This is a genomic window from Microbacterium fluminis (assembly GCF_051549805.1).
Classification (GTDB): Bacteria; Actinomycetota; Actinomycetes; order Actinomycetales; family Microbacteriaceae; genus Microbacterium.
In genome coordinates this window covers 2,689,953-2,713,794 of the sequence record NZ_CP196042.1, presented here as the reverse complement: position 1 = coordinate 2,713,794, position 23,842 = coordinate 2,689,953, and the positions used below count along the sequence as shown (strand labels likewise).

The 23,842-nt window shown below is 71.0% G+C and carries 23 protein-coding genes; 14 read left to right on the top strand and 9 right to left on the bottom strand.

The window, feature by feature from the left end:
• Nucleotide 1 precedes the first annotated feature (1 nt).
• The gene (locus tag ACSJDX_RS13140; protein WP_438353104.1) at nt 2-355 is read left to right on the top strand and encodes an RNA polymerase-binding protein RbpA; all 354 of its coding nucleotides are present in this window, start codon (nt 2-4) and stop codon (nt 353-355) included.
• Between the two features lie 75 nt (nt 356-430).
• Here the strand turns inward: ACSJDX_RS13140 and pgl are convergent, their stop codons facing one another.
• The 6 genes from pgl to tkt are packed head-to-tail and all read right to left on the bottom strand — an operon-like array spanning nt 431 to nt 8,587.
• The gene (pgl, locus tag ACSJDX_RS13135; RefSeq protein ID WP_438353103.1) at nt 431-1,222 is read right to left on the bottom strand and encodes a 6-phosphogluconolactonase; all 792 of its coding nucleotides are present in this window, start codon (nt 1,220-1,222) and stop codon (nt 431-433) included.
• Nucleotides 1,215-2,168, bottom strand: coding sequence for a glucose-6-phosphate dehydrogenase assembly protein OpcA (locus ACSJDX_RS13130; RefSeq protein ID WP_438353102.1), 954 nt, complete (start codon nt 2,166-2,168; stop codon nt 1,215-1,217). Before ACSJDX_RS13130 ends, pgl begins: the two co-directional genes overlap by 8 nt.
• Nucleotides 2,165-3,715: a glucose-6-phosphate dehydrogenase gene (zwf, locus tag ACSJDX_RS13125; protein ID WP_438353101.1), complete on the bottom strand. Its 1,551-nt coding sequence runs from the start codon at nt 3,713-3,715 to the stop codon at nt 2,165-2,167. Before zwf ends, ACSJDX_RS13130 begins: the two co-directional genes overlap by 4 nt.
• Nucleotides 3,716-3,722: 7 nt before the next feature.
• Nucleotides 3,723-5,345 (bottom strand): glucose-6-phosphate isomerase, encoded by a 1,623-nt coding sequence (locus tag ACSJDX_RS13120; protein ID WP_438353100.1) that lies wholly within the window; start codon nt 5,343-5,345, stop codon nt 3,723-3,725.
• A 2-nt stretch (nt 5,346-5,347) separates the two neighbouring features.
• Nucleotides 5,348-6,460, bottom strand: coding sequence for a transaldolase (gene tal, locus ACSJDX_RS13115; RefSeq protein WP_438353099.1), 1,113 nt, complete (start codon nt 6,458-6,460; stop codon nt 5,348-5,350).
• Between the two features lie 33 nt (nt 6,461-6,493).
• Complete coding sequence (gene tkt, locus ACSJDX_RS13110) at nt 6,494-8,587, bottom strand: transketolase (RefSeq protein WP_438353098.1); 2,094 nt, start codon at nt 8,585-8,587, stop codon at nt 6,494-6,496.
• A 198-nt stretch (nt 8,588-8,785) separates the two neighbouring features.
• Here tkt and ACSJDX_RS13105 point away from each other — a divergent pair, with 198 nt between their 5' ends.
• Nucleotides 8,786-9,721 (top strand): heme o synthase, encoded by a 936-nt coding sequence (locus ACSJDX_RS13105; protein WP_438353097.1) that lies wholly within the window; start codon nt 8,786-8,788, stop codon nt 9,719-9,721.
• On the opposite strand, the gene ACSJDX_RS13100 is transcribed toward ACSJDX_RS13105, so the two are convergent.
• Nucleotides 9,718-10,611, bottom strand: a complete 894-nt coding sequence (locus ACSJDX_RS13100) for an oxidoreductase (protein ID WP_438353096.1) — start codon at nt 10,609-10,611, stop codon at nt 9,718-9,720. The two genes, ACSJDX_RS13105 and ACSJDX_RS13100, sit on opposite strands and share 4 nt — an antisense overlap.
• A gap of 103 nt (nt 10,612-10,714) precedes the next feature.
• On the opposite strand from ACSJDX_RS13100, the gene ACSJDX_RS13095 reads away from it, so the two are divergent.
• Complete coding sequence (locus tag ACSJDX_RS13095; RefSeq protein WP_438353095.1) at nt 10,715-11,263, top strand: TetR family transcriptional regulator; 549 nt, start codon at nt 10,715-10,717, stop codon at nt 11,261-11,263.
• A 130-nt stretch (nt 11,264-11,393) separates the two neighbouring features.
• Here the strand turns inward: ACSJDX_RS13095 and ACSJDX_RS13090 are convergent, their stop codons facing one another.
• Both ACSJDX_RS13090 and ACSJDX_RS13085 read right to left on the bottom strand, forming a co-directional pair.
• Nucleotides 11,394-11,843: a dinucleotide-utilizing enzyme gene (locus ACSJDX_RS13090; RefSeq protein WP_438353094.1), complete on the bottom strand. Its 450-nt coding sequence runs from the start codon at nt 11,841-11,843 to the stop codon at nt 11,394-11,396.
• A gap of 97 nt (nt 11,844-11,940) precedes the next feature.
• Nucleotides 11,941-12,897, bottom strand: a complete 957-nt coding sequence (locus ACSJDX_RS13085; RefSeq protein ID WP_438353093.1) for a COX15/CtaA family protein — start codon at nt 12,895-12,897, stop codon at nt 11,941-11,943.
• 253 nt (nt 12,898-13,150) lie between these two features.
• Between ACSJDX_RS13085 and sufB the strand changes: the two genes are divergently transcribed.
• The 11 genes from sufB to ACSJDX_RS13030 all read left to right on the top strand — a co-directional run bounded on the left by sufB (nt 13,151) and on the right by ACSJDX_RS13030 (nt 23,834).
• Nucleotides 13,151-14,569 carry a Fe-S cluster assembly protein SufB gene (gene sufB / locus ACSJDX_RS13080; RefSeq protein WP_438353092.1) on the top strand — a complete coding sequence of 473 codons (1,419 nt, stop codon included), beginning with the start codon at nt 13,151-13,153 and terminating at the stop codon, nt 14,567-14,569.
• Nucleotides 14,569-15,783, top strand: a complete 1,215-nt coding sequence (gene sufD / locus ACSJDX_RS13075; RefSeq protein WP_438353091.1) for a Fe-S cluster assembly protein SufD — start codon at nt 14,569-14,571, stop codon at nt 15,781-15,783. Before sufB ends, sufD begins: the two co-directional genes overlap by 1 nt.
• Nucleotides 15,780-16,109, top strand: coding sequence for a non-heme iron oxygenase ferredoxin subunit (locus ACSJDX_RS13070; protein WP_438353090.1), 330 nt, complete (start codon nt 15,780-15,782; stop codon nt 16,107-16,109). The genes sufD and ACSJDX_RS13070 overlap by 4 nt, the downstream gene beginning before the upstream one ends.
• Before the next feature lie 45 nt (nt 16,110-16,154).
• On the top strand, nt 16,155-16,937 hold the full coding sequence (sufC, locus tag ACSJDX_RS13065) for a Fe-S cluster assembly ATPase SufC (protein WP_438353089.1): 783 nt from the start codon (nt 16,155-16,157) through the stop codon (nt 16,935-16,937).
• Nucleotides 16,938-16,946: 9 nt separating this feature from the next.
• Nucleotides 16,947-17,276: a metal-sulfur cluster assembly factor gene (locus ACSJDX_RS13060; RefSeq protein WP_438353088.1), complete on the top strand. Its 330-nt coding sequence runs from the start codon at nt 16,947-16,949 to the stop codon at nt 17,274-17,276.
• A 95-nt stretch (nt 17,277-17,371) separates the two neighbouring features.
• Nucleotides 17,372-18,532: a MalY/PatB family protein gene (locus ACSJDX_RS13055; RefSeq protein WP_438353087.1), complete on the top strand. Its 1,161-nt coding sequence runs from the start codon at nt 17,372-17,374 to the stop codon at nt 18,530-18,532.
• Complete coding sequence (locus tag ACSJDX_RS13050; protein WP_438353086.1) at nt 18,529-19,914, top strand: MFS transporter; 1,386 nt, start codon at nt 18,529-18,531, stop codon at nt 19,912-19,914. Before ACSJDX_RS13055 ends, ACSJDX_RS13050 begins: the two co-directional genes overlap by 4 nt.
• Nucleotides 19,915-19,973: 59 nt before the next feature.
• Complete coding sequence (locus ACSJDX_RS13045) at nt 19,974-20,921, top strand: siderophore-interacting protein (protein ID WP_438353085.1); 948 nt, start codon at nt 19,974-19,976, stop codon at nt 20,919-20,921.
• 2 nt (nt 20,922-20,923) lie between these two features.
• Nucleotides 20,924-21,973: a FecCD family ABC transporter permease gene (locus tag ACSJDX_RS13040; RefSeq protein ID WP_438353084.1), complete on the top strand. Its 1,050-nt coding sequence runs from the start codon at nt 20,924-20,926 to the stop codon at nt 21,971-21,973.
• Entirely contained in the window at nt 21,970-23,025 is a 1,056-nt protein-coding gene (locus tag ACSJDX_RS13035; RefSeq protein ID WP_438353083.1) for a FecCD family ABC transporter permease, read from the top strand. Before ACSJDX_RS13040 ends, ACSJDX_RS13035 begins: the two co-directional genes overlap by 4 nt.
• Nucleotides 23,022-23,834 carry an ABC transporter ATP-binding protein gene (locus ACSJDX_RS13030; protein WP_438353082.1) on the top strand — a complete coding sequence of 271 codons (813 nt, stop codon included), beginning with the start codon at nt 23,022-23,024 and terminating at the stop codon, nt 23,832-23,834. The genes ACSJDX_RS13035 and ACSJDX_RS13030 overlap by 4 nt, the downstream gene beginning before the upstream one ends.
• Nucleotides 23,835-23,842 lie beyond the last annotated feature (8 nt).

Here is a 23,842-nt window from a genome sequence, read left to right as displayed (position 1 = left end):
GATGGCCACCGGAGGCAACGCCATCCGCGGCACCCGCGTGGGTGCGGGCCCCATGGGCGAGCAGGATCACGGGTTCCACGCCGACCGCATCGCGATCTCGTACTGGGACGCGCTGGGCAACGAGACCGTGCGCTACTTCGCCGCGGGCATCCCCGACGAGGAGATCCCCGAGACGATCGACTCCCCGCACTCCGGCCTTCCCGCCGGGCGCGACAAGGAGAACCCGCCGGCCCTCGCCAAGACCGAGCCCTACAAGACGCACCTCGCGTACGTGAAGGAGCGTCGCACCGAGGAAGAGGCCGTCGCCCTCCTCGACGACGCGCTGCAGCAGCTGCGCGAACGACGAGGGCAGTAGTCCCCATACATGCGAGAAGACCGGATGCCTCGGCATCCGGTCTTCTCGTATGTGAGCGGAAGAGTCCGATCGGGCTCAGTAGTCGCGGTCGATGAGCTCCTGCGGCACCTGCGCGGCGGCGGCCTCGTCGACGAAGATCACGGTGCGCCGTCTGCCCTTCGCGCCGGCGGCCGGCACGCTCAGGTAGCTCGCTCCCGCGAGCACGAGACCGAGCGCGGACGCCTTGTCGGCGCCGGCCAGCACCATCCATACGCGCTGCGCCGAGTTGATCACGGGGCGCGTGACGGTGACGCGCTCGGGCGGCGGCTTGGGGGAGTCCCGCACCGCCGCGGTCGCACGGTCCACCAGCGCGATCTCGGCGCGGTCGGGGAACAGCGACGCGATGTGACCGTCGGGACCGACACCGAGGAAGCAGATGTCGAACGAGGGCCACGGCCCCGACTCGCTGCGATCGGCGGGCGCGAACTGCGCGAGCTCGTCGGCGTAGGCGATCGCGGCGGCGTCGAGGTCGAGGGCGCCGTCGCTGGCCGCCATCGCGTGGATGTTCTCCGCCGGGATGTCGATCCCGTCGAGAAAGGCGTCGCGCGCGAGCTTCTCGTTGCGCTCGTCGCTGTCGCGCGGCACGAATCGCTCGTCGCTCCACCAGAAATGGACCAGCGACCAGTCGATCCGCGTGCACCGCGGCCGCGCCGCGGCGGCGCGCAGCACGGCGATGCCCATCGTCCCGCCGGTCAGCGAGACGTGCACCGTCTCGCCTGCTTCGGTGCGCTTGGCCACCCTGCTGAGGAAGCGGGCCGCGACCGAATCGGCGAGCTGAGCGGTGTCGGGACTGATCACGACCCGCTTCTCGGTGAAGAACTCAGCCATTCGTCTCCTGTGTCGACGGCGGGTCCAAGAGCTCCCAGCCCTCGGTGATCACTCGACCATACAGGACGTCGGGATCGAGGCGGCGGAGCTCCTCGGCCAGGCATTCGCGCAGCGTGCGACGCGGGAAGACGAGCTCGTGACTGGGCTGTCCGGGCTGGGTGAGCACCGCCACTCCCTCCGACGGGCGCTCCAGGAGGATGTCGCCGCCGGCCCGGGTCATGCGCACCGACTTGATGCCGTGCGGCCATTCCGACGCGTCCAGGTACTCGTACGAGACGGGCACGTCGAGCTTGAGACGCAGCCACGCCGCCAGCAGCGCGGTGGACGGCGAGTCGCTCGCCCCGCGCACCGCGACCGAGACGACGTCCTCGTACGGCGGCTGGTCGAGCACCGCGGCGAGCTGCTCCCGCCACCGGGTCAGGCGCGTCCACGCGAAGTCGGTGTCGCCGGGCGCGTAGGTCTCGCCGAGCGAAGCCACCCACGCCGCGGGATCGGGCTGGGTCGAGGCATCCGTGATCCGTCGCTGCGCGATGCGGCCGATCGCCGACCGGGACGGGCTGCCCGCGGTCTCGGCCGGCCACCACGCCACCACCGGCGCGTCGGGCAGCAGAAGTCCCGTGATGAGGCTCTCGGTGTTGGATCCGGCCGCGCCGTGGGCGCGCAGCAGCACGACCTCGCTCGCCCCGGCGTCGCCGCCGACGCGGATCTCGGCGTCCAGACGGGGGTCCGCGGCATCCACATCGCCGATCATCAGGACGATGACGCGCATCGGATGCTCCCGCGACGCGTCGTTCGCGGCCCCGATGACCTCTTCCTCGGCGCCGTGCCGGGTGACGATCACGAGCGTGAGCACGCGCCCGAGCGCCACCGCGCCGCCCTCTTCGCGCACGCTGACGAGGGCACGGGAGATCTTGCTGACATTCGTGTCGGGCAGATCGATGATCACGGCCGCCTCCAGGTTCTGCCGTCGCGGGCCAGGAGCTCGTCGGCCGATTCGGGCCCCCACGAGCCGGGGGAGTACTGCTCGAGCGGTCCGCCCTGCTGCGTCCAGTACGCCTCGATCGGATCGAGGATCTTCCAGGAGAGCTCGACCTCCTCGTGACGGGGGAACAGCGGCGGGTCGCCGAGCAGCACGTCGAGGATGAGACGCTCGTACGCCTCGGGGCTGGCCTCGGTGAACGCGTGACCGTAGCCGAAGTCCATCGTGACGTCGCGCACCTGCGCGCCCGCGCCGGGGACCTTCGAGCCGAACCGGATCGTGACGCCCTCGTCGGGCTGCACGCGGATGACGAGTGCGTTCTGACCGAACTCCTCGCTCTGGCTGCGGCCAAACAGCAGCTGCGGCGCGCGCTTGAAGACCACGGCGATCTCGGTGACCCGGCGCCCCAGACGCTTGCCCGTGCGCAGATAGAACGGCACGCCCGCCCATCGGCGCGTGTTGACTTCGAGCTTGACGGCCGCATAGGTCTCGGTGGTCGAGGCGGGGTTCATCCCGTCCTCCTCCAGGAAGCCGAGCACCTTCTCGCCGCCCTGCCATCCGCCGGCGTACTGGCCGCGGGCGGTCGAACGAGAGAGATCCTCGGGGAGCCGCACCGCCGCGAGCACCTTCTCCTTCTCGGCGCGGAGGTCCTTCGCGTCGAAGCTGATCGGCTCCTCCATCGCGGTGAGCGCCATCAGCTGCAGCAGGTGGTTCTGGATCACGTCGCGGGCGGCGCCGATGCCGTCGTAGTAGCCGGCGCGCCCCCCCACCCCGATGTCCTCGGCCATCGTGATCTGCACGTGGTCGACGTAGTTGCGGTTCCACAGCGGCTCGTACAGCTCGTTGGCGAAGCGCAGCGCGAGGATGTTCTGCACCGTCTCCTTGCCGAGGTAGTGGTCGATGCGGAAGATCGAGTCGGTCGGGAACGCCGAGCGCAGCGCGTCGTTGAGAGCGCGTGCGGTCTCGAGGTCGGAGCCGAACGGCTTCTCGATCACCACGCGGCGCCAGCGGTCGTCGTCGTCTGCGTTCTCGCCGACGAGGCCCGAGTCCTTCAGCTGCTTCGCGACGATCGGGAAGTCCTTGGGCGGGATCGACAGGTAGTACGCATGGTTGCCCATCGTGCCGCGTTCGACGTCGAGCTTGTCGACCGTCTCGCGCAGCCGCGCGAACGAGTCCGGGTCGTCGAACGTGCCCTGCACGAACCGGATGCCCTGCAGCAGCTGGCGCCAGGTGTCCTCACGGAACTCCGTGCGCGCGTGCTGGCGCACCGCGTCGTAGACGACCTTCGCGAAGTCCTGGTCCTCCCAGTCCCGGCGCGCGAAACCGACGAGCGCGAAGCCCGGGGGGAGCAGACCGCGGTTCGCGAGATCGTAGACGGCGGGCATGAGCTTCTTGCGGGAGAGGTCTCCCGTGACCCCGAAGATGACGAGCGCGCTCGGACCGGCGATGCGGTTGAGGCGTCCGTCCTCGGGGTCGCGCAGGGGGTTGTGCCCGCGCGAGATCTGAACGGTCATGGTGTTCCTACTGAGCAGCCTCGAACAGTGCGAGCACGTCGGGCTGAGGGTCGGTCAGGGTGAGGGTGACGACGGGGCGACCGTGACCCGCGGCCAGAACATCGGCGTCGCCGGCGGCCTGCGCCTCGATCAGCCGGCCGAAGGTGAACGGCCGGCCGGGGATCTCGAGGTCGACGTCGGTGCGCTCCAGGATCTGCACGAACACGCCCGTGGCGGGTCCGCCCTTGTGGAACTGGCCGGTCGAGTGCAGGAACCGCGGACCCCATCCGAACGTGGTGGGACGGCCGGAGTCGGCGGCGACGAGCTCGCGCAGGCCCGCGAGCTGCGGCAGAGAGAGGCGGTCGACGTAGGCCTGGATCGCGACATAGCCGTCGGCCGGGATCTGCGCCCACAGCGCGTCCAGCACGCCCGCCACGGTGCCGGATGCCGCGAGCGCCGGATCGGAGACGCGCACCTCGACGCCCTCCACGGCGAACGCGACGGGCGCCTGCTCCGGCTGCCCCTCGAGCAGACCGCGAGCGGCGACCTTGGCCGACTCGACGTCCGGCTGATCGAAGGGGTTGATGCCCAGCATCCGTCCCGCGATCGCCGTGGCGTACTCCCAGACGACGAACTGCGCGCCCAGCGAACCGCTGATGAGGATCTCGCCCTCGTGGCGCTCGAAGAGATGGAACTCGTTCGCCTCGTCGACCAGTCGCACGATCTGCAGATCGGCGGGGCGGGACTCGAGCTCGGGCGAGACGGGCAGGAGCACGACCGGGAGGATCCCGGTGCCCTCCTTGCCGGTCGACTCGGCCACGAGCTGCTCGATCCAGTCGGGCAGACCCACGATGTGCGTGCCGTCCGGGACGAGACCGAGCTTGTCGCGCCGTGGCGTGCCGCCGGCGATCGCCGCGGCGAGCACCAGCGCCGGATTGTCGGGGCTGTCGATGGCGACCTCGAGCAGCGTGGCATCCGCCTCGTCGAGCAGCTCGTTCAGGTCGACGCCCGCGAGACCCGCGGGCACGAGGCCGAACGCGGTGAGGGCGGAGTAGCGCCCGCCCACCGTCGGGTCGGCCGTGAACACGCGGTACCCGTCGGCACGCGCCGCCTCGTGGAGCGGCGAGCCCGGGTCGGTCACGACGACGATGCGCTCGCGCGGGTCGATGCCGAGGTCGCGGAACGCCGCCTCGAACGCGCGCTTGGCCGAGTCGGTCTCGACGGTGGAGCCCGACTTGGACGACACCACCAGCACCGTGCTCTCGAGGCCGCCGGACTCGGAGTCGCCGTCGATCGCGGCCAGCACCTGGCCGGGCGCGGTCGAGTCGAGGATCACCAGCGGCACGCCCGCGGTCTGCGCGATGACCTCGGGAGCGAGCGAGGAGCCGCCCATCCCGGCCAGCACGATGCGGGTGAGCCCCTGTGCGACGAGCTCGGCGCGCAGCGCCTCGATCTCGGGCACCAGGGGACGCGAGACCGAGACCGCCTGCACCCAGCCGAGACGGCGGGATGCCTCGTCCTCGGCCGCCGCGCCCCACAGGGACGCGTCGCCGGCCGTGATGCCGGAGGCCACGAGCGAGGCGACCAGACCGGGCAGCGTCTCGGCGACGACCGCCTTGGCGTGCCCGGTCAGGTGGATGTCGAACGCCACCTTCAGGCCTTGGCCGCCGCGAGCGCCTCGCCGACGGTCTTCTGCAGGTCGTGCCACGAGGCGATGAACTTCTCCACGCCCTCGTCCTCCAGAAGCTGGGTGACATCGGCGAAGTCGATGCCGGCAGCGGAGAGGTCGGCGAACACCTTGTGAGCGGCCGCGTAGGTGCCGCTGATGGTGTCTCCGGCGACCTCGCCGTGGTCGAACGTCGCCTCCAGGGTCTTCTCGGGCATCGTGTTGACGGTGTTCGGGGCGACGAGCTCGGTCACGTAGAGCGTGTCGGGCAGCGCCGGATCCTTCACGCCGGTGGAGGCCCACAGCGGGCGCTGCACGTTCCCACCCGCCTCGACGAGCGTCTGCGCGCGCGACTCGGCGAAGGCCTTCTCGAACAGCTCGTACGCGAGGCGCGCGTTCGCCACGCCGGCGAGGGACTTCAGCGCCAGCGCCTCATCGGTGCCGATCGCGGCGAGGCGCTTGTCCACCTCGGTGTCCACGCGGGAGACGAAGAACGACGCCACCGAGTGGATCGTCGACAGGTCGATGCCCGCGGCATGGGCTTTCTCGAGGCCGGCCAGGTAGGCCTCGATGACCTCGGCGTAGCGCTCGAGGCTGAAGATCAGCGTGACGTTCACGCTGATGCCCGCGCCGATCACGGCCGTGATGGCCGGCAGGCCCGCCTTCGTGGCCGGGATCTTGATCAGCACGTTCTCGCGTCCGACCCGCTCGTGCAGCTGCTTGGCCTGCGCGATCGTCGCGTCGGTGTCGTGGGCGAGGTCGGGGGAGACCTCGATCGACACACGGCCGTCGACGCCGTGCGTCGCCTCGTAGACGGGCAGGAAGATGTCGGAGGCGTCGCGCACGTCGTCGGTCGTCGCGGCGAAGATCGCCTCGTCGACGTCGGCACCCGCGGAGGCGAGCTCGGCGATCTGCGCCGTGTAGGCCGCCGCGCCGCCGCCGATGGCGGCCTGGAAGATGCTCGGATTCGTCGTCACGCCGGTGACGTTGCGTGTGCGGATCAGCTCGGCGAGGTTGCCGGACGTGATGCGCGAACGGGAGAGGTCGTCGAGCCAGATGCTGACGCCTGCCGCGGCGAGCTGTTCGGTGGGGGTGCTCATGCCTGGTCCTCTTTCTTCCTGGACGCCGGGCCCTCAGGCACCGGCAAGGGTCTCGTGCGCGGCCTGGACGACAGCGTCGGTGGTGATGCCGAACTTCGTGAACAGGGTCTTGTAGTCGGCGGAGGCGCCGAAGTGCTCGATCGACACGGATCGGCCGCGATCGCCGACGATGCCGCGCCACGGCAGTGCGATGCCCGCCTCGACGGACACCCGTGCCGGAACGGCCGCGGGGAGCACCGACTCGCGGTACGCGGCGTCCTGCTCGTCGAACCACTCCAGCGACGGCGCCGACACGACGCGGGCGTTCACTCCCTCGGCCGCGAGGCGCTCGCGCGCGGCCACGGCCAGCTGCACCTCGGAGCCGGTGGCGATGAGGATCACGTCGGGTGCGCCCCCGGGCGCCTCGGCCAGCACGTAGGCGCCCTTGGCGGTGTTGTCGGCCGAGGCGAACACGTCACCGGATGCCGCGCCCTCGCCGCGCTCGAACACCGGGATGTTCTGCCGGGTCAGGGCGATGCCGGTCGGGCCGCCCTGGCGGCGGAGGATCTCCAGCCACGCCGCCGCCGTCTCGTTGGCGTCGGCGGGGCGCACCAGGGTGAAGTTCGGGATGGCACGGAGGCTCGCGATCTGCTCGATCGGCTGGTGCGTGGGACCGTCCTCGCCGAGGGCGACCGAGTCATGCGTCCACACGAAGATCGACGGGATGTTCATCAGGGCGGCCAGACGCACCGCGGGGCGCATGTAGTCGCTGAAGATGAGGAACGTTCCGCCGAACGGGCGTGTCGGACCGTGCAGCTTGATGCCGTTGACGATCGCGCCCATCGCGTGCTCGCGGATGCCGAAGTGGAGCACACGGCCGTACGGGTCACCCGACCACTCGTGCGTCGACCACTCGGTCGGGATGAACGACTTCCCCGAGGTGATGGTCGTGAGGTTCGACTCGGCGAGGTCGGCCGAGCCGCCCCAGAGCTCGGGGAGCTCCGCGGCGAGGGCGTTGAGCACCTTGCCCGAGGCGGCACGGGTCGAGACGTCCTTGCCGGCCTCGAACACGGGCAGCGCTCCGGCGATCCCGTCGGGGAGGGCCTGCGCCTCGAGGCGGTCGAGGAGGGCCTTGCGCTCGGGGTTCGCCGCCGCCCAGGCGTCGAAGTCCTTCTGCCAGGCGGCGTGCTGCTCGGCGCCGCGCTGCACCAGCTCGCGTGTGTGCGCGATGACGTCGTCGGCGACGACGAAGGTCTTCTCGGGGTCGAACCCGAGCACCTCCTTCGTGGCCTTCAGCTCGTCGGCGCCGAGCGCGGAGCCGTGGATCTTACCGCTGTTCTGCTTGCCGGGCGAGGGCCACCCGATGATGGTCCGGAGGATGACGAGCGTCGGCTTGGACGTCTCGCCCTTGCCCGCCTCGATGGCGGCGTACAGCTCGGCGACGTCTTCGACGTACTGTCCGGTCTTCTTCCAGTCGACCGTCAGCACCTGCCAGCCGTAGGACTCGTAGCGCTTCGCGACGTCTTCGGTGAAGGCGACGTTGGTGTCGTCCTCGATCGAGATCTGGTTGGAGTCGTAGATCGCGATCAGGTTGCCCAGCTGCTGGTGGCCGGCGAGCGAGGATGCCTCGCTGGTGACGCCCTCCTGCAGGTCTCCGTCGCCGGCGATGACGTAGATGGTGTGGTCGAACGGCGAGGCGCCCGCAGGAGCCTCGGGGTCGAACAGGCCGCGCTCGTAGCGGGCGGCGTACGCGAATCCGACGGCCGAGGCCAGACCCTGGCCGAGCGGACCGGTGGTGATCTCGACGCCTGCGGTGTGACCGTACTCGGGGTGGCCGGGGGTCTTCGACCCCCACGTGCGCAGCGCCTCGAGGTCGGACAGCTCGAGGCCGAAGCCGCCGAGGTACAGCTGGATGTACTGCGTGAGCGACGAGTGCCCGACGGAGAGGATGAAGCGGTCGCGACCGATCCAGTGGGTGTCGGCCGGGTCGTGGCGCATCACCCGCTGGTACAGCAGGTAGGCGGCCGGCGCCAGGCTCATCGCCGTGCCGGGATGGCCGTTCCCGACCTTCTCCACCGCGTCCGCTGCGAGCACGCGGACGGTGTCCACTGCGCGCCGATCGATCTCATCCCACTGCAGTTCGGACACCAGGCCGCCTTTCTGAAGGAAGCGCCCAGAGCGACATGCCGCGGCCCTCTTCGCAAGGAGAAAGGGGGGTCCGGCGCGTGGGCGCGCGTGTGGTCTCAGCATAGCGACCCGCCATGCCGCCCAGGCCATACGAGGCGCCGTGTGACGATGCCCTAGACTCGATCCCGACTTGTGGACAGTGGCACGATGCGGGGGACGATGGACATCTCGACGGGCGTCTCGACCCGCCGGCCGGTGACCCCCGCCGCCGCTCATTCGCCGTGGCGGACGGTGCGCGCCTACATCGCGCTCACCAAGCCGCGCGTGCTCGAGCTGCTGCTGGTGACCACGGTTCCGGTCATGATCCTCGCGCAGGGCGGCTTCCCGAACATCTGGCTGGTGCTCGCGACCGTCGTGGGCGGTTCGCTCAGCGCCGGTTCGGCCGCCGCGTTCAACATGTATCTCGACCGCGACATCGACGCGCACATGCAGCGCACGGTCAACCGTCCGCTGGTGACGGGGGAGGTCTCGCCCCGCGGCGCCCTGGTGTTCGCGTGGACGCTGGCCGCGGCATCCACCGTCTGGCTCCTGATCACCACCAACTGGCTCGCGGCCGCGCTGTCGGCGGCGGCGATCTTCTTCTACGTCGTCATCTACACGATGATCCTCAAGCGTCGCACCGAGCAGAACATCGTGTGGGGCGGGATCGCCGGATGCTTCCCCGTGGTGATCGGCTGGAGCGCGGTGACCGGCTCCCTCTCGTGGACGCCGATGATCCTCTTCGTGCTCGTGTTCCTGTGGACGCCGCCGCACTACTGGCCGCTGTCGATGAAGTACAAGGACCAGTACGACGACGTCGACGTGCCGATGCTCGGCGCCACCCGCAACGGATCGCAGGTGGGTCTGCAGGTCATCCTCTACGCGTGGGCGACCGTCGCGTGCTCGCTGCTGCTGATCCCGGTCGCCTCGATGGGGCTGGTCTACAGTGCCTCGGCGGTCGTGTTCGGGGGCTGGTTCGTGTACGAGTCGCACCGCCTCTACGCGCGGGCGGTGCGCGGCACCGAGCCGCGTCCCATGCGGGTCTTCCACGCGTCGATCACCTACCTCACGCTGCTGTTCGTGGCGATCGCGATCGACCCGCTCCTGCCCTTCTAGGACGTCGCGCGTGCGGTCGGACGACCGAGGAACGCGCGGGCGACGAGCCGATCGAACATCCGGTCGCTGGCGATGCGTCGCACGAGCAGGATCGGGCGTGCGCCCGATCCGACCGCGTAGCGCGTGCGCGGCCGCCGCGCCCGCACGGCGCGCGAGATGGCGTCCGCGACGACTTCGGGCGACGAGGCGCGCCCCGTGCTCTCGGATCCGGCGAGCGTGGCCATCGCGCTCGTGACCATCCGCCCGTAGGGTCCGTCCGCCGAGGCCGCGATCGCCGAGTCGCGCGCGATCCCGCCCCACTCGGTGGCGATCGCGCCCGGCTCGATCACGACGACCCGCACGCCGAAACCGCCGAGCTCGAGCCGCAGGGCGTCGCTGAGTCCTTCGACCGCGAACTTGCTCGCGTGGTACCACGATCCCAGCGGGGTGGTGATCTTCCCGCCGATCGACGACACGTTCACGATCGTTCCGCGTCGCTGCGCGCGCATCGTCGGCACGACGAGCTGCGTGAGCCGCGCGAGGCCGAAGAGGTTGACCTCGATCTGGCGACGCGCCTCCGCGAGCGGGACCTCCTCGAACGCCCCGTAGGCGCCGTAGCCGGCGTTGTTCACGAGGGCGTCGATGCGGCCGTGCTCGCCGAGGACCTCTTCGACCAGACTCTTCATGGATGCGTCGTCGGTCAGGTCGAGGGCGTGCACCCGGATGCCGCGCTCGGCGAGGGCCGCCATCCTGTCCACGCGTCGGGCGCCGGCGTGCACGTCGTACCCGTCGGCCGCGAGACGCAGCGCCGTGGCCGCGCCGATGCCGGAGGACGCACCGGTCACGATCGCGACGGGTCGCGCGGACGATAGGGAGGGCGACGCGGGCCGGCGGCCGGAGGGAAGTGTCATCGTGCGTCTCCTCATGTCAGTGAATGAACGGTCATTCAATACGTCGAGCGAACACCTGTCTTACCTGTTTGTCAAATGAATATTCATTCAGTAATCTGAGGTCATGGCAGCGCGCGATCCGGAGGACAAGCGGCGACGGCTCATCGCCGCCGGGCTCGAAGAGTTCTCCGAGCGCGGTCTCGCCGGCGCGCGCCTGGATCGCATCGCCAAACGGGCCGAATGCAGCGCCGGACTGCTGTACAGCTACTTCGCGAACAAGGAGGCGCTGTTCGACGCGGTGTTCGCGGCGATCGTGCAGCGCGTGGTGGACGAGGTGCCCATCACCGCCGACGACCTCCCGGGCTACGCCGTCGCACTGCACGCCGCGCAGCGGGACAACCCGGTGGAGGTGCGCTTCGCCGTCTGGTACGAGCTGGAACGCGTCGACCGCGACCTGGAGGAGACCCGCAGCGCGTACGACGCGAAGACCGCGGCGGTGCGATCGGCTCAGGAACGGGGCATCGTCCGCGCCGACATCGCCCCCGAACGCCTGCTCGCGCTCGTGCTCGCCATCGCCCACGGGTACCGCGACCCGGACGACGGCCGCTCCGGCGACGGCGGTGCGGCGATCCGCGAGGCGGTGGCGCGCCTCGTCGCGCCATCGCCGACCTGACCCGGCACGGCGCTCGTTCCGCGCCCGCGGTGTACGCCGAGGCATCCCGTCCCGTCCCGTCGCGGACGCCGTGCGCACGACGAAGGCCCCGCGCGATGCACGGGGCCTTCGTCGTGGAGTGAGGAACGGGTCAGCGCGTGTGCGCGGTCTCCTCGTTCGGGACCGGGGACTCCGGTGCGGCGGCGACCGCGGCGTCGTCTGCCACGGGCGCGACGACGGGCTCCTCGACGAGCGACGACTCGGGAGCGGCGACGTAGACGCCGGGGACGACGAGCTCGTCGTCGGCGACGATCGCGGCGGACTGCGGGGCCTCGACCACGCGCAGCAGCGAGCTGACGACCGCGAGGGCGAGCACGGCGACGAGACCGATCACACCGGCGCCCAGCAGGGCGGCGCCGACGACGATCCACGACTGGCCGCCGTAGACCTGTGCGGTCGTGGCGGTCTGGTCGGTGAGACCCGCGATCATTCCGGGCAGCGTGCCGAAGACGATCGCGGCACCGGCCACGGTCACGGCGAGCGAGCCGACCACGAGGATCCAGAAGGGGATGCTGCGGATCAGGCTGGGACGAACGGGCATGGGGAGAACTCCTCGGTATCGGGCGCCGCGCGGATCGCGGCCTCGGACAGCCTGACAGACGGTCCCGGATGCCTCGTCCGCGGGCCCCATGAGTTTCCTATGAAAGGTCGGCGAGGGCGACCGGCTCCTTCAGGTGCATCACGACCGCCGTCATCGCCGCGACGAGGGTCACCGCCAGCACCATGTGGACGTTGACCAGCGCGATGGGGAGTCCGGTGCGCGCCTGCCACAGACCCACGGCGATCTGCAGCACCTCGACGCCGAGGAGCAGGGCGCTCCAGCGGCGCAGGCGCAGGCGCGGCGGGGTGCGCCACGCTCCGACGACGACCAGCACCGTGAGTGCGAAGGTGACGTAGGCGGGCCATGAGTGGATGTGCTGCCACAGCACCGGGTCGAGGCCGTTGCGGGCTGCGGCGTCGTCGCCGGCGTGCGGTCCGGAGCCCGTGAGCAGGATGCCGACCAGCACCGTCACCGCGACGGCGGCGGACGTGGCGTGCACGAGGCCGGCGTACCCGGCGCCGACGGCGCGGCGGCGCGGACCGGCGGGGGAGTGCGAGCGGGCGACCAGTGCGGCGCCGTTCCCGACGAGGGCGGCCGAGATGACGAAATGGATGCCCACGAGGGTCGGCGGCAGGTGGAGCCAGACCACGATGCCGCCGATCACGGCCTGGAGGATGATGCCGACGCCGTTCGCGACGGTCAAGGAGCGCAGGTCGCGCCGGGGGATGCGCACGACGGCCAGGAACGCCAGCAGCGCGATGATGACGAGCACGCCGGTGAGGGTGCGGTTGCCGAACTCGATGATCCCGTGGATGCCGAGCTCCTGCGTCGGGACGAGCGAGTCGGCCGTGCAGTAGGGCCACGTCTCGCAGCCCATGCCCGAACCCGTGAGGCGCACGAGGCCGCCGGTCGCCACGATCACGATGTTGCTGATCAGCACCAGCCACGCCAGCACCCGCGTCATCCGCGTCACGCGGTCGGGGAGGCGGCGCACGAGCGGGCCGAGGATGCCGGGCGTCCCGGTCGGTCGGATCGGGGCCTGTGTGTCGGGCATGCGGATCGCCTCCGGGCGGAGCGCCCCGCGCGACGGCGGGGGGCGTGGTTCCGGCGGCCCTGGCCGGAGCGGAACCTGTAGAATCGAGGGGTCGGGAGGCGTGCGTGTGATGCGCCGTGCTCCACAGACAGTCTAGGCGCGATGGACGGCGCCACTTGAGAGGGCCCATCGGCGGCATCCATTCCCCTGAATACGATCCGACTCGGATCGTCGAGGCGGAGGGGGAGCCGCGGGTCCGGAGGAGAGTGTGACGATGTCGGATGTGCTGATCGACCGCCCCGAGCTGGACGGCTTGGGCGTCTACGAATTCGGCTGGCACGACGAGGACGCCGCGGGCGCCGTCGCCCAGCGCGGCATCAACGAGGACGTCGTACGCGGGATCTCCGCGCTCAAGAGCGAGCCCGAGTGGATGCTCAAGACCCGGCTGAAGGGCTATCAGCTCTTCGGACGCAAGCCCATGCCGACGTGGGGCGCCGACCTCAGCGACATCGACTTCGACAACATCAAGTACTTCGTGCGCTCGACCGAGAAGCAGGCGCAGTCGTGGGAGGACCTCCCCGCCGAGATCCGCGAGACGTATGAGCGTCTCGGCATCCCCGAGGCCGAGCGTCAGCGCCTCGTCGCCGGCGTGGCCGCGCAGTACGAGTCGGAGGTCGTGTACCACCAGATCCGCGAGGACCTGGAGGAGCAGGGCGTCATCTTCATGGACACCGACACCGCACTGCGCGAGCACCCCGAGTTCTTCCAGGAGTACTTCGGCACCGTCATCCCCGCCGGCGACAACAAGTTCGCGGCGCTCAACACGGCCGTGTGGTCGGGCGGGTCGTTCGTGTACGTGCCGAAGGGCGTCCACGTCGAGATCCCTCTTCAGGCCTACTTCCGCATCAACACCGAGAACATGGGCCAGTTCGAGCGGACGCTGATCATCGCCGACGAGGACAGCTACGTGCACTACATCGAGGGCTGCACGGCGCCGATCTACAAGAGCGACTCGCTGCACTCGGCCGTCGTCGAGATCATCGTGAAGAAGAACGCCCGCGTGCGCTACACGACGATCCAGAACTGGTCGAACAACGTCTACAACCTCGTCACCAAGCGCGCGATCGCGCACGAGGGCGCGACGATGGAGTGGATCGACGGCAACATCGGGTCCAAGGTGACGATGAAGTACCCGTCGATCTTCCTGGTGGGGGAGCACGCCAAGGGCGAGACCCTCTCGGTCGCCTTCGCCGGCCCCGGCCAGCACCAGGACGCCGGCGCCAAGATGATCCACATGGCGCCGTACACGCAGTCCTCGATCGTGTCGAAGTCGATCGCCCGCGGCGGCGGTCGCGCCGGCTACCGCGGCGAGGTGCGCGTCGACGAGAACGCCCACCACTCCGCGAACACGGTGCGCTGCGACGCGCTGCTGGTCGACACGATCTCCCGCTCCGACACCTACCCGGCGATCGACATCCGCGTCGACGACGTGCAGCTCGGCCATGAGGCGACCGTGTCGAAGGTGAGCGAGGAGCAGCTGTTCTACCTGATGAGCCGGGGGATGCCGGAGGACGAGGCCATGGCCATGATCGTCCGCGGCTTCATCGAGCCCATCGCACGCGAGCTTCCCATGGAGTACGCCATGGAGCTGAACAAGCTCATCGAGATGGGCATGGAAGGATCCGTCGGCTGATGGCGACAACCACTGAGGCACCCGCGGCTGTCGAAGAGGGCCGGGTGGTGCCGGGTTCGACAGCGCACTCCGACGGTGCGTTCGTCCCGGTGCAGACCCGCTCGGAACGCCCGACGTCGTACGATCCCGCCGACTTCGCGACGCCGACGGGACGCGAGGTCGACTTCAAGTACACCCCGGTGGCGCGGCTCGCCCCGCTGTTCGTCGACGAGGCCGGTCCGTCCGGCGTGATCGAGGTCACCGTCCACGCGTCGGACGCGGTCGAGCAGCGCACGCTGGCCGTCGGCGACGCTCCCCGCGGCGAGGTGTTCATCCCCGGCGACCTGCCCGCGGCGATCGCCTGGACGCACGAGGCCGATGCGCCGCTGCTGCGCATCCCCGCGGGAGTCGAACTGGACGACCCCGTGGTCGTCGAGCTGCACGGCACCGGCGGTCTCGCGCACGCGCACGTCGTGATCGAGGCGATGCCCAACTCGCGGGCCACGGTGCTGTTCCGCCACACCGGCACGGCGCAGCACGCGCAGAACGTGGAGATCCTGGTGCGCGACGGCGCCCGCCTCGACGTGATCAGCGTGCAGGAGTGGGACGACGACGCCGTGCACGCGGCATCCCACCAGGCCCGCGTCGACAAGGACGCGTTCCTCCGTCACTTCGTCCTCAGCTTCGGCGGCGGCGTCGTGCGGGTCAACCCGTCGGTCGAGCTGGCCGGATCCGGCGCGCAGGGCGAGCTGTTCGGACTGTCGTACGCCGACGCCGGACAGCACCTCGAGAGCCAGGTCTATCTGCACCACAAGGGTCCGCACACCCGCGGCGACGTCCTCTACAAGGGCGCACTGCAGGGGTCGGGGGCGCGCAGCGTCTGGATCGGCGATGTGCTCATCGGGCCGGATGCCGTCGGCACCGACTCGTACGAGGCCAACCGCAACCTCGTGCTCACCGACGGCGCCCGCGCCGATTCGGTGCCGAACCTCGAGATCGAGACGGGCGACATCCAGGGCGCCGGTCATGCCAGCGCGACCGGTCGCTTCGACGACGAGCAGCTGTTCTACCTGCAGGCGCGCGGCATCGACGAGGAGCAGGCGCGACGCCTGGTCGTGATCGGGTTCCTCGCCGAGATCGTGCAGAAGCTCGGCATCCCCTCCCTGGAGGAGGAGCTGTCGGCCGCGATCGAGCGCGAGCTCGCCGCCGGCACCGCACGGGACCTCGCTCGATGACCGCCCAGCGCGTCTGCGCCCTCAGCGACCTCGAGCAGGACACCGCCGTGCGCGTCGAGATCGACGGTGTGCCGATGGCCGTGGTGCTCGACTCCGACGGCGAGGTGCACGCGATCGGCGACACCTGCACCCACGGCGACATCTCGCTCGCCGAGGGCTTCGTCGAGGGCGACACGCTCGAATGCTGGGCCCACGGGTCGGCCTTCTCGCTGCGCACCGGCAAGCCCCTCAACCTCCCCGCGTACGAGCCCGTCCCCGTCTACGTCGTCACGATCGACGGCGACGACGTGCTCATCGATCCCGCCGTCACGAAGTCCGCGCCGTAGGTGCGACCGAGTCTGACTCCCGAACTCTTGACGAAAGAAGCCTGAATGCCTGTCCTCGAGATCCGCGACCTGCACGTGACGGTCGAGACGGATGCCGGAACCACGCCCATCCTCAACGGCCTGACCCTCACCATCCGCACGGGTGAGACCCACGCGATCATGGGCCCCAACGGCTCGGGCAAGTCGACCCTGGCGTACACGATCGCCGGACACCCGAAGTACACCGTGACCGGCGGCACGATCACGCTGGACGGCGAGGACGTGCTGGCGATGACGGTCGACGAGCGCGCCCGCGCCGGCCTCTTCCTCGCGATGCAGTACCCGGTGGAGATCCCCGGCGTGACCGTGACGAACTTCCTGCGCACGGCCAAGACCGCGATCGACGGCGAGGCGCCCTCCATCCGCACCTGGACGAAGGACGTCAAGGAGTCGATGAAGAACCTGCGCATGGACCCGAAGTTCGCCTCGCGCAACGTCAACGAGGGCTTCTCCGGCGGAGAGAAGAAGCGCCACGAGATCCTCCAGCTCGAGCTGCTCAAGCCGCGGATCGCGGTGCTCGACGAGACCGACTCCGGCCTCGACGTCGACGCGCTCAAGATCGTCTCCGAGGGCGTCAACCGCGCGAAGTCCGAGACCGACCTCGGTGTGCTCCTCATCACCCACTACACCCGCATCCTCCGCTACATCCACCCCGACTTCGTGCACGTGATGGTGGCGGGCCGCATCGTCGAGGAGGGCGGTCCCGAGCTGGCCGAGCGCCTCGAGGACGAGGGATACGACCGCTTCCTCGCGCCCGCGGACGGCGCCCCCGCCGAGGCCGGAGCGTAGACTTCGACCATGACCGCAACGCTCGCACCCGAGAAGTACGACGAGGTCACCGAGGCGCTCAAGGACGTGATGGATCCCGAGCTCGGGATCAACGTCGTCGATCTCGGCCTCATCTACGACGTCGCCTGGGACGACGAGAACGACGCGCTCGTGATCCACATGACGCTCACCTCGGCGGGCTGCCCGCTCACCGACGTGCTCGAGGAGCAGACGGCGCAGGCGCTGGACAACGTGGTCGACCGGTTCCGCATCAACTGGGTGTGGATGCCGCCGTGGGGCCCGGAGCGCATCACCGACGACGGGCGCGACATGATGCGCGCCCTCGGCTTCGCGATCTGACGGGACCGCCGGCCGGCGCCGCATCCGGACACCGGCGCGTTCCCTCGTGTGACCGTGCCCTGCGCGCGGGTGCAGCCCGTCGCTAGGCTCGTCGGGTGAGTGCTCCACCGCTGCAGGCCCTGTCCCTGACCGAGCTGCGGCAGCGCTCCAGCACCAAGTGGCGGCGCTACCCCGACGACGTGCTGCCACTGTTCGTCGCCGAGACCGACTACGGCCTCGCACCCGCGATCACGCGCGTGCTGGCGCGGGCCGTCGAACTCGGGGACACCGGGTACACACCGCCGCGGCCCGGAGTCGGCGAGGCGTTCGCGGCGTTCGCGGGGCGCCGTCTCGGCTGGGACCTCGACCCCGCATCGGTGCGGTGGACCGGCGACGTCATGATGGGGATCGTCGAGATCCTCCGCCGCGTGATCTCGCCCGGCGATCGCGTCGTGGTGATGACGCCGGTGTACCCGCCGTTCTTCGACACCGTCGAGGAGGCCGGCGGGATCGTCGAGCGCGTCCCGCTGCGCCGCACCGCCGACGGATGGTCGATCGACCTCGATGGCGTGGCCGACGCGCTGGCCGGCGGCGCGCGCGCCGTGCTGCTGTGCAACCCGCACAACCCCACGGGCACCGTCCACGACCGCGCCACCCTCGCCGCCCTCGCCGAGATCGCCGAGCGCGCCGGCGCGGTCGTGATCAGCGACGAGATCCACGCGCCGCTCACCCATGCGCCGCACGTGCTCACCCCGTTCCTGACCTCGGGGGAGGCGGCATCCCGTGTCGGCTACGCCGTCACCAGCGCGAGCAAGACGTTCAACCTCGCCGGGCTGAAGTGCGCCCTGATGATCGCCGGATCCGGAACCCAGCGCGGCGTGCTGCGCTCACTGCCATGGGAGGTGGAGTGGCGCACGGGCCTGTTCGGCGTGATGGCCAACGTCGCGGCCTACTCCGCCGAGAGCGACCCGTGGCTGGACGGGCTGCTGGCCGCCCTCGCCGACAGCCGCGCGCTGCTGGGCGACCTGCTCGCCACGCACCTGCCGGAGGCGCGCTGGCTCGCCCCCGACGCGGGCTTCCTCGCGTGGGTCGACGTGTCGGCCTACGGCTGGGGCGACAACCCGGCGCGGCGCATCCTCGCCGACGCGAAGGTCGCGTTCCACCACGGCCCGCTGTTCGGCGCCGAGGGGACCGGGCACGTGCGCATCAACTTCGCCTGCGCACCGGAGGTGCTGACCGAGGCCGTCGAACGGGTCGGCGCCCTGGCTCAGTCGTGAGCGGCACGTCGGCGGCGGCGACACCGGGCGGGATCTGGAGCGGCGAACGGCTGGCCGTGACGATCGGCGCGGTCGCGCTGATCTTCCTGGCGGCGGTGCAGTCGCTCGCGGTCACCACCGTCATGCCCGTCGTCAGTGCCGAACTCGACGGAGCCGACCTCTACGCCGTGGCGTTCTCCGCCACCCTCGCCACGAGCGTCATCGGGATGGTGGCGGCCGGGGCATGGTCGGACCGGTCGCAGCCCGTGGCACCCCTCACCGCCTCGGTGCTGCTGTTCGTGGCCGGGCTCGTGCTGGCCGGGCTCGCACCGTCGATGCCGCTGCTGGTGGTCGGACGACTGATCCAGGGACTCGGAACGGGCGGCGAGACCGTCGCGCTGTACGTCGTGGTGGCGCGCGTCTACCCGCGTGCGCTGCACGGCCGGGTCTTCGCCGCGTTCTCCGCCGCCTGGGTGGTGCCGTCGCTGGTGGGTCCGTTCCTGGCCGGCGCGGTGGCGGAGTTCCTGCACTGGCGCTGGGTCTTCCTCGGGGTCGCGATCCTCACGCTCGCCGCCTTCCTGGTGGTGCTCGTGCGCCTGGGAGGCCGGGATCTGCGCACCGCCGAGCCGGCGGCCGACCGGGTGGGCGGTCGCCTGCTGTGCGCGGTGGCGGTGGCGCTGGGCGCCCTGGCGGTGAGTCTGGCCGGCACGGCGGGCACCTGGTCGTGGGCGGTGGTCGCGGCATCCGCCGTCGTCCTGGCCGTCGCGGTCAGGCCGCTCCTTCCGAGAGGCACGCTGCGGTCCGCGCGGGGCCTGCCGAGCGTGGTCCTGATGCGCGGGCTGATCGCGGGGTCGCTGTTCGGTGCGGAGATCTACGTGCCGTACCTGCTGATCGACGGCTACGGCTTCTCGCCCGTGTGGGCGGGGCTCGGGCTCACCACGGCGGCGCTCGCGTGGGCGGCCGCCGCGGAGGTGTCGGGGCGGTTCGGGGACCGCATCGGCAACGGCCGCATCGCCGCGATCGGCACGACGCTGCTGGCCGCGGCGACCGCGATCGCCGCCGTCACCGCGCTCGCGGGGCTCTCTCCCGGTGTCGTGATCGCGGGCTGGACGCTGGCCGGCGCCGGGATGGGCCTGATGTATCCACGGCTCACCGTGTTGACGCTGGCCTACTCCACCCCGCAGAACCAGGGCTTCAACTCGTCGGCGCTGTCGATCTCCGACGCGGTGGGCGCGGCGACGACCATCGCGGTGATGGGCGTGGTCTTCACCGCGCTCACCGGAACGGATGCCGGATTCCCCGCTGTGTTCGTGATCGCGACCGCACTCGCCTCGGCCGCCCTCGTGCCGGGCCTGCGGATGGGCCACGGGCACGAGCTCCGCCGCCCGCCGGGTGCGGGCTGAGGCGGGCGGGGGCCGCCATCGATTTTGGGTGGGAAGGCAGGTAAGGCTACCCTTATCTTGTGAGCATCGCAGACGCCGGACTCCGGAGCCGGCCCGCCTACCGCCCCTACCGGGCGCGGGTGGAGACCGTCCGCAGACTCTCGCCCCACTTCGTGCGCGTCGTCCTCACCGCCGACGATTTCGTCCACTTCGGCACCGCCGGGCTCGACCAGCGCATCAAGCTGATCCTTCCGCGCGCCGACGGCACCTTCAGCGACATCGGCTCCGACGATGCCGAGGCGCTCGCCGACGGCGCGTGGTTCGCACGCTGGCGCGCCACGCCGAGCGCCGAGCGCAGCCCCATGCGCACCTACACGGTGCGTCGGGTGGATGTCGCGCACCGTCGTGTGACCGTCGACCTCGTCGTGCACGCCGATGCCGGTCCGGCCGCGGCATGGGCGGTCGCCGCCGCCCCGGGCGACGAGCTCGTGCTCGTCGGACCCGACGAGCGCAGCGCCGATCGGGCGGCGGGGATCGACTGGCACCCGGGCAGCGCGCGCCGCATCCTGCTCGCCGGCGACGAGACCGCCGTGCCGGCCATCAGCGGGATCCTCGAGTCGCTCGACGACGCGTACGACGTCGACGCCTATCTCGAGGTCCCCACGGCGGCCGACCGGCTCGAGATCGGCGGCCCGGCGACCGCCCGCGTGCACTGGATCGTCCGCGACACGGCTCCCCACGGCGAGCAGCTGACCGCGGCGGTCGCCGGATCGGCGGATGCTGCGCGCGACGTGCTCTCCGCCGCGGCGGCGACCCGGCGGCAGGAGCTGGACGACATCGACGTCGACCGTGAACTGCTGTGGGACAGCCCCGACGACGTGCGCGGCGAATTCTACGCGTGGATCGCGGGGGAGGCGGCGACCGTGAAGGGGCTGCGTCGCCTGCTCGTGCAGGGTCACGGTGTCGACCGTTCCCGTGTGGCGTTCATGGGCTACTGGCGGCTCGGACGCGCCGAGGCGCAGGACTGACCGTGGTGCGTGGATCCACCGCAGCACCCTGGAGTGCGGCGGCGCGCATCGCGACGCGTCGGCCCGTGCCCCCGGGGGTGGTCGTCGGGGCGGGGGCGGTGCTGCTCGTCGTCGCCGTCGTGCTCAGTGTGTTCGTCGGCTCGGGGACGATCGCTCCCGCCCGGGTGATCGAGGCGCTCACCGCGGGGGGCACCGGCACGGAGGACCTGCTGATCCGGGACTTCCGGATGCCGCGCACGGTGCTCGCCGTGCTCGTCGGGCTCGCGCTCGGGCTGGCCGGTGTGGTGATGCAGGCGCTCACCCGCAACCCGCTGGCCGACCCCGGCATCCTGGGCGTCAACGCGGGCGCCTACTTCGCCGTCGTGATCGGCGCCGCGTTCTTCGGGGCGGGGATCTCGGCCGGCCAGATCGTGTGGGGCATCGCCGGAGCGGGCATCGTCGCGGCGCTGGTCTACGTGATCGCCTCGACCGGCCGCGCCGCCGGCACCGTCGTCAAGCTCGTGCTGTCGGGGGTGGCGATCGGCGCGGTGCTGTCGGGATTCAGCCAGGCCATCACGCTCACCGACCCCGCCGTGTTCGACCGCATCCGCTTCTGGTCGGTCGGGTCGCTGCAGGGGCGGCAGTGGGACACCGTCGCGGCGGTCTTGGCGCCGATCCTGATCGCCGCCCTCGTGGTGGTGCTGCTGGCCCGATCGCTCAACGCGCTCACCATGGGCGAGGAGATGGCGCGCGCGCTGGGCGCGAACATCCCGCTCGTGCGGACGGTGGCGTTCGCGGCGATCACCGTGCTGTGCGGGGCGGCCACCGCCGCCGTCGGGCCGCTCGTCTTCGTCGGTCTCGTGGTGCCGTTCATCGCGCGCTTCGTGGTCGGCGTCGACCACCGCTGGATCATCGCCTTCACCCTCGTCGCCGGTCCGCTCCTGGTGCTGCTCTCCGACGTGCTCGGCCGCGTGATCGTGCCCAGCGAGCTGCCCGTCGGCGTCGTGACGGCGTTCGTGGGTGCGCCGGTGATGATCATCCTCGTCCGCCGGACCCGGCTGAGTGCGCTGTGACCGCGCCGTCGCTGTGGCCGTCGCGGGTGCGCGTACTGCGCGGTCCACGGGGGATCAGACTGCTCGTCGATCGGCGTGCGGTCGTGTGCGCCGTGGCGCTGATCGTCGCGCTGCTGGCCCTCGCCGCCTTCGCGCTCACCCTCGGCGAGTCGGCGATCGACCCGGGACGGGTGTTCTCGGCGCTGTTCGGCTCGGGCGACGCCGCGACGGTGCGCGTCGTCGCCGAATGGCGCCTGCCCCGCATCGTGCTGGCGATCGTCGGCGGCGCATCCCTCGCGCTCAGCGGCGCGATCTTCCAATCGATGACCCGCAACCCCCTGGGCAGTCCCGACATCATCGGGTTCAGCACCGGCGCGTACACCGGCGCCCTGATCGTGAGCCTGGTCCTGGGCGCCAGCACGCTGCTGATGCCGATCGGCGCGTTCGTCGGAGGGCTGGTCGCCGCGCTCGCGGTGTATCTGCTCGCGTTCCGTCGCGGCGTGCAGGGCTTCCGCCTCATCGTCGTGGGCATCGCGGTGAGCGCGATGCTGGTCGCCGTCAACGCCTACCTGCTCGTGCAGGCGCGCCTCGAAGAGGCCGTGACGGTGGCGATCTGGGGAGCGGGCAGCCTCAACGGTGCGCGCTGGCCCGATGTCGTCCCCGTGATCGTGACGTTCGCGGTGCTCGCCCCCCTGTGCGCCCTGCTGGTGCGCCGCCTCACGGTGCTCGAGCTGGGCGACGAGCACGCGCGGATGCTGGGCGTCGACGTCGAGCGCACCAGGGTGCTGCTGCTCGTGATCGGCGTCGCCCTCGTGGCCGTCATCACCGCCGTCGCCGGACCGATCACGTTCGTCGCGCTCGCCGCGCCGCAGATCGCCAAGCGCATCGTGGCCGCGACCGGTCCGGCTCTGCTGGTGTCGGCGCTGTTCGGCGCCGTGCTGCTGCTCGCGAGCGACGTGATCGCCCAGCGCCTGATCGCCCCCGCCCAGTTCCCCGTGGGCGTGGTCACCGCCTGCCTCGGCGGTGCCTACCTGGTGTGGCTGCTGACCCGTGGAGTGAAGGAGAGCGCATGAGCGCACCCGTGCCGACCCGGCTGGCGGCGGTCGAGGCATCCGTCGGCTATGGCGAGCGCCTCGTGATCGACGGTCTGGACGTCGAGATCCCCGGCGGATCGTTCACCGTGATCGTGGGCCCGAACGCCTGCGGCAAGTCGACTCTGCTGCGCGCCCTCGCCCGGCTGCTCCCCGTCAGCTCCGGGCGCATCGTGCTCGACGGCGCCGACATCCGGTCGCGGCCGTCGCGGGAGGTGGCCCGCACGATCGGGCTGCTGCCGCAGACCGCCGTGGCGCCCGCGGGGATCACCGTCATCGACCTGGTCAGCCGGGGGCGCTACCCGCACCAGACGATGTTCACGCAGTGGTCCGACGACGACGCCCGCGCGGTGCGTCGCGCGCTGCGGGAGACGTCCACCGAGCAGTTCGCCGACCGCCCCGTCGATCAGCTGTCGGGCGGGCAGCGCCAGCGGGTGTGGATCGCGATGGTCCTCGCCCAGGAGACGCCCCTGGTGCTCATGGACGAGCCCACCACGTTCCTCGACATCGCCCACCAGATCGAGCTGCTCGAACTGTGCCGTCGCCTGCACCACGAGGGGCGCACCCTGGTGGCCGTGCTGCACGACATCAACCAGGCCGCCCGCTACGCGTCGCACCTCATCGCGATGCGCGACGGTGCGATCGTCGCGCAGGGCACTCCGGCCGAGGTCATCACCGCCGAGCGCATCGAGAGCGTGTTCGGCGTGCGCAGCCGCATCCTCGACGACCCCGAGACCCACACACCGATGGTCGTGCCGCTCGCGCACGACGCGATCGCGCCGACGGCGTGAGCTGAGAC

Coding starts and splice junctions, on each gene's coding strand:
- ACSJDX_RS13085 (WP_438353093.1), bottom strand. CDS start 12,897: ATGCCCGACACACAGGCCCCGATCCGACCGACCGGGACGCCCGGCATC.
- ACSJDX_RS13105 (WP_438353097.1), top strand. CDS start 8,786: ATGGACATCTCGACGGGCGTCTCGACCCGCCGGCCGGTGACCCCCGCC.
- tal (WP_438353099.1), bottom strand. CDS start 6,460: ATGAGCACCCCCACCGAACAGCTCGCCGCGGCAGGCGTCAGCATCTGG.
- ACSJDX_RS13060 (WP_438353088.1), top strand. CDS start 16,947: ATGACCGCAACGCTCGCACCCGAGAAGTACGACGAGGTCACCGAGGCG.
- ACSJDX_RS13090 (WP_438353094.1), bottom strand. CDS start 11,843: ATGCCCGTTCGTCCCAGCCTGATCCGCAGCATCCCCTTCTGGATCCTC.
- ACSJDX_RS13100 (WP_438353096.1), bottom strand. CDS start 10,611: ATGACACTTCCCTCCGGCCGCCGGCCCGCGTCGCCCTCCCTATCGTCC.
- sufD (WP_438353091.1), top strand. CDS start 14,569: ATGGCGACAACCACTGAGGCACCCGCGGCTGTCGAAGAGGGCCGGGTG.
- zwf (WP_438353101.1), bottom strand. CDS start 3,715: ATGACCGTTCAGATCTCGCGCGGGCACAACCCCCTGCGCGACCCCGAG.
- sufC (WP_438353089.1), top strand. CDS start 16,155: ATGCCTGTCCTCGAGATCCGCGACCTGCACGTGACGGTCGAGACGGAT.
- sufB (WP_438353092.1), top strand. CDS start 13,151: ATGTCGGATGTGCTGATCGACCGCCCCGAGCTGGACGGCTTGGGCGTC.
- ACSJDX_RS13140 (WP_438353104.1), top strand. CDS start 2: ATGGCCACCGGAGGCAACGCCATCCGCGGCACCCGCGTGGGTGCGGGC.
- ACSJDX_RS13070 (WP_438353090.1), top strand. CDS start 15,780: ATGACCGCCCAGCGCGTCTGCGCCCTCAGCGACCTCGAGCAGGACACC.
- ACSJDX_RS13030 (WP_438353082.1), top strand. CDS start 23,022: ATGAGCGCACCCGTGCCGACCCGGCTGGCGGCGGTCGAGGCATCCGTC.
- ACSJDX_RS13095 (WP_438353095.1), top strand. CDS start 10,715: ATGGCAGCGCGCGATCCGGAGGACAAGCGGCGACGGCTCATCGCCGCC.
- pgl (WP_438353103.1), bottom strand. CDS start 1,222: ATGGCTGAGTTCTTCACCGAGAAGCGGGTCGTGATCAGTCCCGACACC.